Annotated in this window: 9 protein-coding genes; all 9 read right to left on the minus strand. The window is 71.1% G+C overall.

Going from position 1 to position 10,211, the window contains the following annotated elements; all coding sequences use genetic code 11:
• Window positions 1-65: 65 nt before the first annotated feature.
• On the minus strand, window positions 66-671 hold the full coding sequence (locus WMF39_RS50100; protein ID WP_437548379.1) for an L-threonylcarbamoyladenylate synthase: 606 nt from the start codon (window positions 669-671) through the stop codon (window positions 66-68).
• A gap of 191 nt (window positions 672-862) precedes the next feature.
• Window positions 863-1,834: an ATP synthase F1 subunit gamma gene (gene atpG, locus WMF39_RS50105; RefSeq protein ID WP_437743505.1), complete on the minus strand. Its 972-nt coding sequence runs from the start codon at window positions 1,832-1,834 to the stop codon at window positions 863-865.
• A 6-nt stretch (window positions 1,835-1,840) separates the two neighbouring features.
• Entirely contained in the window at window positions 1,841-3,733 is a 1,893-nt protein-coding gene (atpA, locus tag WMF39_RS50110; protein ID WP_437743506.1) for a F0F1 ATP synthase subunit alpha, read from the minus strand.
• A gap of 116 nt (window positions 3,734-3,849) precedes the next feature.
• Window positions 3,850-4,392 carry an ATP synthase F1 subunit delta gene (atpH, locus tag WMF39_RS50115; RefSeq protein WP_437743507.1) on the minus strand — a complete coding sequence of 181 codons (543 nt, stop codon included), beginning with the start codon at window positions 4,390-4,392 and terminating at the stop codon, window positions 3,850-3,852.
• Window positions 4,389-5,390, minus strand: a complete 1,002-nt coding sequence (locus WMF39_RS50120; RefSeq protein ID WP_437743508.1) for a F0F1 ATP synthase subunit B family protein — start codon at window positions 5,388-5,390, stop codon at window positions 4,389-4,391. The genes atpH and WMF39_RS50120 overlap by 4 nt, the downstream gene beginning before the upstream one ends.
• Entirely contained in the window at window positions 5,387-5,854 is a 468-nt protein-coding gene (locus tag WMF39_RS50125; RefSeq protein ID WP_437297061.1) for an ATP synthase F0 subunit B, read from the minus strand. Before WMF39_RS50125 ends, WMF39_RS50120 begins: the two co-directional genes overlap by 4 nt.
• A gap of 187 nt (window positions 5,855-6,041) precedes the next feature.
• Complete coding sequence (locus WMF39_RS50130; protein ID WP_437743509.1) at window positions 6,042-7,496, minus strand: hypothetical protein; 1,455 nt, start codon at window positions 7,494-7,496, stop codon at window positions 6,042-6,044.
• Window positions 7,497-7,501: 5 nt separating this feature from the next.
• A complete protein-coding gene (miaE, locus tag WMF39_RS50135) occupies window positions 7,502-8,098 on the minus strand; it encodes a tRNA isopentenyl-2-thiomethyl-A-37 hydroxylase MiaE (protein ID WP_437743510.1) in 597 nt (198 codons plus the stop codon).
• A 232-nt stretch (window positions 8,099-8,330) separates the two neighbouring features.
• Window positions 8,331-9,392 (minus strand): hypothetical protein, encoded by a 1,062-nt coding sequence (locus WMF39_RS50140; protein ID WP_437743511.1) that lies wholly within the window; start codon window positions 9,390-9,392, stop codon window positions 8,331-8,333.
• Window positions 9,393-10,211: the final 819 nt, after the last annotated feature.

The following is a 10,211-nucleotide window of genomic DNA, read 5'->3' on the forward strand; positions in this document are numbered from 1 at the left end:
CCCTGGCGAGCTCCCTCTCCTCGGGCTGGGCAGCTCGGATGCCCCTCTCCTCCTCTCACCCCGGCTCAGACGAGCTCGTCGATCGGCCCCGCGCCCTCGCGGACGATCTGCACCTCGCCCTGGCTCAGGTCGATCACGGTCGTCGGTACCGACCCGCCGGTCCCAGCGTCGAGGACGAGCGCGAGCCCCGGAAACCGGTCGTCGATCTCCCCCGGATCGATGATCGGATCCTCCCCGGGAGGCGCCGCGGTCGTGCTGATGAGCGGCCGCCCGAGCGCGCGGACCAGCGCGAGCGCGACCGGGTGGTTCGGCACGCGGATGCCGACCGTCTTCTGCTTGAGGTGCACGTACTTCGGCACCTCGCGCGTCGCGGGGAGGATGAAGGTGTACGGCCCGGGCAGGTAGCGCTTCAGGATGCGGTACGCCTGGTTCTCGACGATCGCATACCGCGCGATGTCGCTCAGATCCGGGCAGATGAACGCCAGGTTCTTGTTCTGGCGCATCCCCTTGATCTGATACACCCGCTCGATAGCCGCCTTGTTCATCAGGTCGCACCCGAACCCGTACACGGTATCGGTCGGGTAGCCGATGACCTCCCCCTTCTGAATGAGATCGATCGCTCGCGCGATCTTGCGGGGTTCCGGGTGATCGGGGTTGATGGGCTGGAGCACGGGAACGCAACCATGGGGCCGCCCGGTCGGTTCCGCCAGTGCTGGCTGCCTGGATATACGACCAGCGCCGGGCAGCCGGGTGCGGGCGCTGCGGGTGAAGAGAGGCGGGGCGAAGCCCCGAGACGCAAGCCGGTCGCACGCGCGAGCGGCTTGAGGCGGAGATCGAAGATCCCGGCGTGCAGCGCTGCTGGCTACTCCTTGAGCGCCTCGCTGCCGCCGATGATCTCCATGAGCTCCTTGGTGATCGCCGCCTGACGCGCCTTGTTGTACTCGAGCGTCAGGTTGTCGATCACTTCCTTGGCGTTCTTGTTCGCGGCGTCCATCGCCGTGAGCTTCGCGCCGAGCTCGCTCGCCATCGACTCGTAGAGCGCGCGCAGGATCGAGATGTCCACGTACATCGGCACGAGCCGCTCCAGGAGCGCGCCCTTGTCCGGCTCGTAGAGGAACTCCGACGCCGCGGAGGGCGCGCCGTGGCCGCCCTCGTCCCCCTGCTCCTGCTCCTTCGCCGGACCGCCGGCGGGCGGCAGGAGCCGCTCGACGACGACCGTCTGCGTGATGGCGCTCTTGAACTCGTTGTAGACGAGGTAGATCGCGTCGATCTCGCCCTTGTTGAACGGGGCCAGGAGCTTCGCGCCGACGGCCTGGGCCGTCTCGAGGTTGAGCTTGTCCCAGACCCCGGCCAGGTACTCGAGGATCGGCGCGCCGCGGCGGTTGAAGTAGTCCCGACCCTTGCGGCCGATGATCGCGAGCTGGACCTCCTGGCCCGCCTCCGTCCGGCTCTTCCACTCGCGCTCGGCGCGCTTGTTGATGTTGGTGTTGAAGGCGCCACAAAGTCCGCGGTCGCTCGTGAGCACCACGAGCAGCACGCGCCGCTCCGGACGGGTCACGAGCAGCGGGTGCAGCGCCCTCTCGCCACCGGCGGGCGCGCCCGCCTCGCCCTCCGCCCCGATCCCCTCCGCCGCGAGCGCCTCGGCCGCGGGAGCCGCGTCGCGCGTGATCGCCGAGAGCACCTCCTGCACCTTCACGGCGTAGGGGCGCAGCTCGGTGATGCGCTGCTGCGCCTTGTTGAGCTTGGCGCCCGCGACCATCTTCATGGCGCGGGTGATCTTCTGCGTCGACTTGACGCTGGAGATCCGCTTGCGAATGGACTTGAGGCTGGGCACGGCTGCCTACTTTTCCTTTGCCTTCGAGGCGCTCTTCCCGTTCTTCGACTTGGCCTTCGGCGCCGGCGCCTCCTCCTCGTCGTCGCCCGCACCGTCCTCGTCGGCCGCGGTCGAGGCGCCGCTCGCTTCCACCGCGAACCGCTTCTTGAAGGTGTCGATCGCCTTCGTCATCCGGGACTTGAGGTCGTCGTCGAGGACCTTCTTCTCGCGGATGTCCACGAAGATCTGGGGGTGCTTCGCCTCGATGAACTTGTTGAGCTCTTCCTCGAAGCGCGAGAGCGAGCTCACCGGCAGGCTGTCGAGCAGGCCCTGCGTGCCGGCGTAGATGATGAGGATCTGCTTCTCGACCGCCAGCGGCACGTACTGGCCCTGCTTCAGGATCTCGGTGAGGCGCGCGCCGCGCTCGAGCTGCGCGCGGGTCTTCGCGTCCAGGTCCGAGGCGAACTGGGAGAACGCCGCCATGGCGCGGTACTGCGCGAGGTCGAGGCGGAGCGTGCCGGCGATCGACTTCATCGCCTTGATCTGCGCGTTGCCGCCGACCCGGCTGACCGAGATGCCGACGTTGATGGCCGGGCGGACGCCGGAGTAGAAGAGGTCGGCCTCGAGGAAGATCTGCCCGTCCGTGATGCTGATGACGTTCGTCGGGATGTACGCCGACACGTCACCCGCCTGCGTCTCGATGACCGGCAGCGCCGTGAGCGAGCCGCCCGACTTCGGATCGCGGACGATCTCGTAGTCGCTCGCCTTCGCCTTGTCCGAGAGCTGCTGCTCGAGCTTCTTGATCTCGTCCTTCTTCTCGTCCTTGCGGGCCTGCTCGAGCTTCTCGAAGAGGGCCCCGTCGATCGTCTTCCAGAGCGAGTCCTTCGCCGAGTGCATCCCGTGCGCCCCGACGTGCGCCTTGCCGTCGACGCCGCGGTACGAGGCGTCGCCGCCCTCGATCTTCGTCCCCTTCGAGACGACGTAGAAGATGTCGGCCATCTTCGCGGCGCGCTCGAGGAGCCGGGAGTGGAGGTAGAAGACGTCGCCCGGGTACGCCTCGCGGCCCGGCGGGCGGCGGAGCAGGAGCGAGAGCTGGCGGTACGCGACCGCCTGCTTCGACAGATCGTCGTAGATGCACAGCGCGTGGCGCCCGCTGTCACGGAAGTACTCGCCGATCGTCACGCCGGTGTACGGCGCGATGAACTGGAGCGGCGCGGTCTCGCTCGCCGTCGCGGCGACGATGATCGTGTACTCCAGCGCGCCGTGCGCATCGAGCCGGTCGACGACCTGGCGCACCGTCGACAGCTTCTGGCCGATCGCGACGTAGACGCAGATGACGCCCTTGCCCTTCTGGTTGATGATCGCGTCGACGGCGACGGCGGTCTTGCCCGTCTGCCGGTCGCCGATGATGAGCTCACGCTGGCCGCGGCCGACCGGGATCATCGCGTCGATCGCCTTGATGCCGGTCTGCATCGGCTCGGTGACCGGCTGGCGCTGGATGATGCCGGGCGCCTTCACCTCGACGCGGCGGCGCTCCTTCGTCTCGAGCGGCCCCTTGCCGTCGATCGGCATGCCGAGCGCGTTCACGACGCGCCCGAGGGTCGCCTCGCCGACGGGCACCTCCATGATGCGCCCGGTCCGCTTGACGGCGTCGCCCTCCTTGATGATGCTCGTGTCGCCGAAGATGGCGGCGCCCACGTTGTCCTGCTCGAGGTTCAGCACGAGCCCCATCAGGCTGCCGCCCTCCGAGCCGGTGAACTCGACGAGCTCGCCGGCCATCGCGCGGCTCAGGCCGTGCACGCGGGCGATGCCGTCGCCCACCGTGAGCACGGTGCCCGTCTCGGTGACCTGAGCGGCCTTGTCGATATTCTGGATTTGCTTCTTGATGATCTGGGAGATCTCTTCGGCGCGGAGCTGCATGCGGAGTCCTCTGTCGGGAGACGCTTGGGCTGCGGAGTCAACGTCGTCAAGGTCGAGGGGGCGCTGAGCGCCGGGCCACGACCCAACATGAAACAGGGGGGCTTGCTCGCGTCCCCTCAGGTCCGGAGCAGGTTGTCACGGAAGCTCGACAGCCGGGTCCGGAGGCTGCCGTCGATCACCTGATCGTCGATCTGGGTCACCACGCCCGCGATGAGCGAGGGATCCTGCTTGTGGGTGACCGAGATCTTCCTCCCGGTCGCCTTCTCGAGCTCGGCCCGGAGCCGGTCGAGGTAGCCGTCGCTCAGCGGGCCCGCGCTCGTCACCACGGCCCGGGCGACGTTCTGGTCCTGATCGACGAGGAGCGCGAGCTGCCGCGCGATCTCGGGCAGCGCCGCGAGCCGCCGGCGCCGCGCCAGCAGGAGGAGGGTGTTCTTCGTCACGTCCGAGAAGGCGGCGCGGCCGCCGATCTCGCGGAGCAGCTCCTCGCGCGAGGCCTCCGGGATGAGCGGGTTGTCGAGGACGAGGCGGAGCTCCTCGCTCGCCGAGTACATCGCGCTGGCGTCCCCGATCTCCCTGGCGAGGGCCGCGAGGGTCCCGGTCTCCTTGCCGATCTCGAAGATCGCGCGCCCGTAGCGTCGGGCGACGGACTCGTAGCTCATGTCGCTGCTCCGGTGGTCTGGGCTCCGCGGCGCGCGCCGGCGGAGACGGCCGCGGGGATGGCCTTCAGGTACTCTTCGTTGACCCGGTCGAGGTCCTGCTGGCCGATGCGCTGCCGGAGCAGCTCCTCGGCCGCGGCGACGGCGTTCTGCACCGCCTCCTGGAGGAGCATGGCGTGCGCCGCCTTGAGCTCCTGCTCGGCGCGGAACTCGGCGTCGCGCCGCATCCGGACGCGCCGCTGCTCCGCCTCGGCGAGCACGTGGGCCTTCTCGACCTCCGCCTGCGCCGCGTGCTCGGCCTTGAGCTCGGCGAGCGTCTCCTCGAGCCGCGTGAGCTTGTCCTCGTACTCCTCGAGCCGCTGCTCGGCCTCCTGCTTGAGGCGCGACGCGTTGTCGAGCTCCTGCGTGATCGTCTGCTTGCGCTTCTTGAGCGCCTCCGCGATGGGCTTCCTCCCGAAGCGGACGACGATGAGCGCGAGCAGCCCGAAGTTCAGGACCGACGCGAGGAACGGCGGCGGCTCGTTCTTCGGATCGCAGGGGTCCTGCTCGTTGTTGTAGCGCCAGAGCAGCGCGTTGATCCCGCCCTTCGCGGCCGCCTCGTTGTTCACGCCGATGAGGCCGTGCCACCAGTTGACGTGCGGCGGCGGATCCGTCGGGCCGTGCCCGGGGCAGTGCCCCTCCCCGTGGGAGGCGTGCTCGGGCTGCGCGGGCGGCGGCGTGGGGCGCGCGCGGCCGGGCTGCATGCCCGGCGGCCGGAGCCCATGGCCCGGCGGGAGCTGGCGGCCGCCCGGCCCGAGCGGCCGGCCGGGCTGCGCGTCGCGCGGGCGCTGCGGCATCTGCGGCGAACCCGGCTGCGCCTGGGCAGGCGACGGGATGGGCGGGTGCCCGGGGGGCAGCGCCGGCTCGGAGCCCGGCGGCTGCGTCTGAGCCAGCGCCGTGCCGGCGGCGAGCGCCGCGGCCAGGCCGAGCGCGAGCGAGGAGCGGCGGAGCGGCTTCTTCACTGGCGCACCTCGCGGCCGAGCATGCTGGCGGCGATCTCCGCGGCGAGCGCGGGCTGGGCGGCGGAGAGCTCGCCGCGCATGCGGGCGACCTCGGCCGCGATCTTCGCCTTGCTGTCCTCGAGGATGCGCGCCGTCTCGGCCCGGGCCTCGGCCATGATCTGCGCCTCGATCTTCGCCGTCTCGGCGCGGAGCCGCTCTCGCTCGATCCCGGCCTCGCGCCGGACCTTCTCGATCTCGGCCTCGTAGCGGGTGAGCAGCTCGCCGGCGCGCTCGTCCATCTCGCGCGCTTCCCGCTTGGCGCCGTCGGTGCGCCGCTCGCGCTCCTCGAAGACGCGGAGCAGCGGATCGAACAGGAGCGGCTTGAGCACGACGACGAACGTCGAGAACAGGACGACCTGCGCCAGGAACGTCAGATCGAAGTCGACGGCGATGGGGCTGGCGCCGGACGCGAGGAGTGGGTGCATTGCGTTCGGGTTCACGGGTGCTTGTTCGGCGACGAGGGCGGCGCAGCGCGAGCCGCTCGCTGCCCCACGCCCCCCGAGGGGGCGATTTCGCGAGCCGGCACTAGCACGTGTCAGTCAAAGCTGGAAGGGTTCTCGCAGAGCGGACGAGCCCCTCTTTAACATCGCGTCTCCTGACGACGCGCCCGCGCTACAGGCTCGCGAGCGCGCGCATCATCTCGCCGAGGCCCGCCTCGAGATCGCCCTCGGTGGCGCGCGGCGCCTGCGCGCGCGCGCCGTCCTCGTCGCGGATGGCCTCGGCGGCGCGCGGATTGCGGAACCAGTCCTCGTCGAAGCGCTCGATCAGGCCGCGCCGATCGCGCGCGGCGAGGAGCGCCCCGGCGAGCCGGACCGCCGCGCCGGGATCGAGCGTCGGGACGACCCCGGCGAGCGCGCCCGGGATCGGCGCGCCGAGCGCGCGCGCGGTGGTCTCCTCGAAGCGGTCGCTCCGATCGCGCGAGGCCCGGAGCAGCACGTGCCCGCCTCCGTCCTGGCCGGCGCCGAACACGAGCGCCACGGTCGCGGCGTCGAGGCGCAGCGAGAGGAGGAGGCTGCGCGCGGTGGCGCGCGCCTGATCGAGCGCGCGGCCCCGGCCCAGCCCGAGCGCGCGGGCGCAGAAGACGGGATCGGCGACGAGGCCGCCGAAGAGCGCGGCGCGGCGCGCCTGCCGGAGATCGAACGGCGCGTGGGAGAGCGCGAACGGCCCGCGCGCTCCATCACCACGCGCGAGCGCCGCGCCGAAGCGGGCGAGCGCGCGCGCGAACGACGCCGCGCCGAGCGGCCGCGGCAACGGTCCGAGATCGATCGCGACGCCCTCGGTCAGCTTCGTCGCGCGGAACAGCTCCTCGATCCACCGCGGGCCGAGCCGCGCTGGCCACCCCGACGACGCGTCGCGGCCGACGGCGCGCCCGAGCGCGGCGTGCCAGGTCGGCTCGAGCTCGATCACCGACTCGGTCCGGCGCAGCAGCGCCTCCGCGGCGCCGATCGCCGCGCCGGGAGGGTCGCAGGGGATCTCGATCGCGCGGAGGCCCTCCTCCGCGAGCTGCCGCGCCGCCTCGTGCCTCCGCTCGGCGAGGACGCGGGCGGCGTCGGCGACCGCGCCGGAGCCTCGGGCGAGCGCCTCGGCGAAGATCTGCCGTCCGGCGCTCGTCGGGTCGGCGAGCAGCCTGAGCCGCGCCTCGTGGGGCGACATCCGCGCCGGCTCGGGCAGGTCGATCGTGACCAGCGGCGTGTGCCAGGCCGCGGCGAGCCGGACGCGGTCGGCCCAGACGACGCGCTCCAGCGTGAGCGCGTAGACCCAGTCGGCGAGGGGGGCCGCGAGGCCGGTCGGATCCGGCGTGGCGGGCGACGTCGGGCTCGCGAGCCCGAGCTCCGCGCCGAGGCCCGGGGTCTTGCCGGTGAGCTCGAGGTAGGTCGTCCGCGAGCTGACGCGCCGGAAGGGATCGAGCGGGTTCTCGAGCCTGGCCCTCGCCTCGGCGGCGCTCGGGCCGTCCTGGTCTGCGGCGGGAGGGGCCGGACCGCGCCGGGCGAGGTCGCCGTGCGCCGCGCGCCACGCGCGCTCCGCGCGGGCGACGTCCTGGTCGAGGCGTATCAGATCGATCTCCATGTCACCTATCCGTGCACCGCGGGTGCCGTCCCGAGCCGCCCGGCGATCTCGCCCTCGGCGCGCGCGAGCTCGGCCAGCCGCACTCGGGTGGCGCCCTCGTCGCCGGCGACCTCGACGGCGAGGTCGACGAGGGTCCGATAGTGCCGGGCCTCCGACGCGAAGAGCTCCTCGTACAGCGGCGCGAGCTCGTGCTCGCGCGCCGCGAGCCCGTCGGCGAGCAGCCTGAAGCGCTCGCAGGAGCGGGCCTCGATGATCGCGCCGACGAGCAGCCGATCGATGAGCGCGGCCTTCGCGTTGCGCGCGCAGGTGCTCGAGGCCGCCTTGCGCAGCTCGCTCGCGTAGACGTCGGTCTCCGGCTTGCCGAGCGCGAGGCCGCGCTGCTCGATCACGTCGAGCAGCGCGCGGAAGTGCCGGAGCTCCTCCTCGGCGAGGTCGACGAGCGCCCGCGCGAGGCGCGGGAGCGACGGCCAGCGCGCGGCGAGGGACAGGGCGTTCGACGCCGCCTTCATCTCGCAGTGCGCGTGATCGGTCAGGAGCGCCGGCAGATCGGCGAGCGCCACGTCAGCCCAGCGTGGGTCGGTCGGTAGGGTCAGGCAGAGCACGCAGGGCCGACCTAGAGCAGGCGCGGCGCGGCGAGAAGGGGGAGGCGGGCTTCGAGGTCGGCGCGGGCGCGACGATCGGCCGTCGGAGGTCGCTCTGGAAGCGTCGCAGAGCGGCGGTCACCCGCACAGGAGACGGGTCCAGATCGGCGTTTTCGGCGCGGAAGCGCACTCCAGTGCGCTGAGCACCGAAAACGTCGAGATGGGCCCGTCTCCGAAGCGGGTGACCGCCGCTCTAGAAGCTGTCGGACGACCCGCGGGTCAGCCCGCTCGACTCGAGGTGGTACGCGAGCCCGAGCACGAAGGTGGTGGGTCCTCCGCTGGTGAGGGCTCGCCGCACGGTGCCCTCGACAGCGAACTGGGTCCCCACATAGGCGAGGCCGAACGACAGCGCGTGCTGGTCGGCGCCCTGGTCGAAGCGGTAGCCGGCGCGGAGCGGGAAGTGATCGGCGACGAGGTACTCGCCGCCGGCCATGAAGCGGAAGGTGGTGTCGCGGTAAGAGTTGAAGTCGGCGAGCCCGTCGACCTCGATCGAGAAGTCAGCGGTGCCGAGCCCCATGCCGCCGCCGACCGTCGTGGGGAGCAGCCCGTGGTCCGGATAGGTGAGGTTCTGTCCGACGACCGCGATGTACAGGCTGTCGGTCGCCTTGACGGTGAGCGCGGCGTCGAACGTGAACCCGTCGACGAAGGAGTGCCGGCCGACGAGCTTCCCGTTCTCCCACTCGCGGAGCCCGCCCGAGACGGAGCTGTCGCCGAGGCCGCCCTCGAGCAGGGTCCCGTCCTGCGTGATCTTGGCGTAGCGGCCGGTGAGCCCGACGAAGACGCGCTCGGTGAGGGGGTAGGCGAGGCCTGCGCGCGCGTCGAGGTAGGAGCGCTTGATGCCGCCGTCGTCCATGTCGACGAAGCCGCCCACGAAGGAGAGCGCCCCGGCGAGCTTGCCGGTGACCGAGTCGACGACGACGCCGCCGTAAGCGTGCCGGCCAGCCTCGGGGCTCCCCTGGAAGAGCGCCTGGAGGTGATAGACGCGGGTCTCCACCATGGCGGACGGATTGAGGAAGACGGCCGACGTCCCGTTCCCGAGGGCGCGCAGCGCGCCCCCGAAGGCCGCGGCGCGGGGCGTCTCATTCTCCCCATAGGCGTAGGCGAGCTGGGGCGGCAGCTCGTCGGCCGCCGCCGGCCCTGCGGCCGACGCCATCAGGAGCGCGCCTGCCGCCGAGAGGGCCCCGGCCCGCCGGGCGGCCGCCGCCCGGCGCGACGCCCCCTCCGGCCGCTGCGCCAGGAGTGCCCCCCTTGTCAACCGGATCCCTGACGACATCGCCTCGCCATACCGCACACCTGGACCCCGGGGGCAAATTCTCGGCTCCTGAAAACCGGCGAACCTCGGTCGCTCTGTGCTGGACGAACTTCGTCTTCCTCAAAAAGCTGGAAAACCCGCCACGTCGAGGCTCTTGACGACGAGATGAGCGGGTTTTGCTCTGCAATCGTGAGCGCGTCGTAAAAATCACCGCCCCGCGTCGGGAGTTTTGGCGCCTCGTGTCCGGCAGCCAGAGCTCGGTCGACGCGAAGCCGGCTTCGCAGTGTGTCAGGGACTGAATTTATAACAATACTATCGGATACTTGAGCCAAGTTTCGCAGTTGGGGATAGACGCCCGGACTCACCCGGTGCTACCTCCGATTCGTCCTCGGGGCGGTTCCGTGCCGCACCGGGTCCTCCAAAGGGTGGCCTCGAAAGGGGCGCTGCGGGTTACCGAGCTCTGTGAGGCGGTATGGGGGACGGCTGTGCCGATCTGTCTTTCAATGCGATGGACCTCGACGCGACGGCTGTACCCCCACCTCGATCGGCGTGCTCGGCTGCAGCCGGGCCGGGCCCTGGTACAGGAGGGCTGTACTGTTCACCCGCAGTTGGCGGGAGCATGCGGACGATTCCCCGAGGACGAAGCGGCCGTGGGCGGACTGTTGAAAAGTCGACACGCCCTTCGATTACATTCAGAATAACATAGAGATCTCCAGGAGTTAGAGGCGAGTCCTCGCTGTGAGACCTGTGGATAAGTTGGGGGCGACGGTTCTTTCGGTCGCCCCCGAAACCTATTTTCGTGGAGCGGACTTCAGAGCAGCG

This window comes from Sorangium sp. So ce1504 (assembly GCF_051521635.1).
GTDB lineage: Bacteria > Myxococcota_A > Polyangia > Polyangiales > Polyangiaceae > Sorangium > Sorangium cellulosum_B.

Excerpts from the sequence above, each read along its gene's own strand:
- atpA (WP_437743506.1), bottom strand. The coding sequence starts at position 3,733 with ATGCAGCTCCGCGCCGAAGAGATCTCCCAGATCATCAAGAAGCAAATC.
- atpH (WP_437743507.1), bottom strand. The coding sequence starts at position 4,392 with ATGAGCTACGAGTCCGTCGCCCGACGCTACGGGCGCGCGATCTTCGAG.
- WMF39_RS50125 (WP_437297061.1), bottom strand. The coding sequence starts at position 5,854 with ATGCACCCACTCCTCGCGTCCGGCGCCAGCCCCATCGCCGTCGACTTC.
- WMF39_RS50130 (WP_437743509.1), bottom strand. The coding sequence starts at position 7,496 with ATGGAGATCGATCTGATACGCCTCGACCAGGACGTCGCCCGCGCGGAG.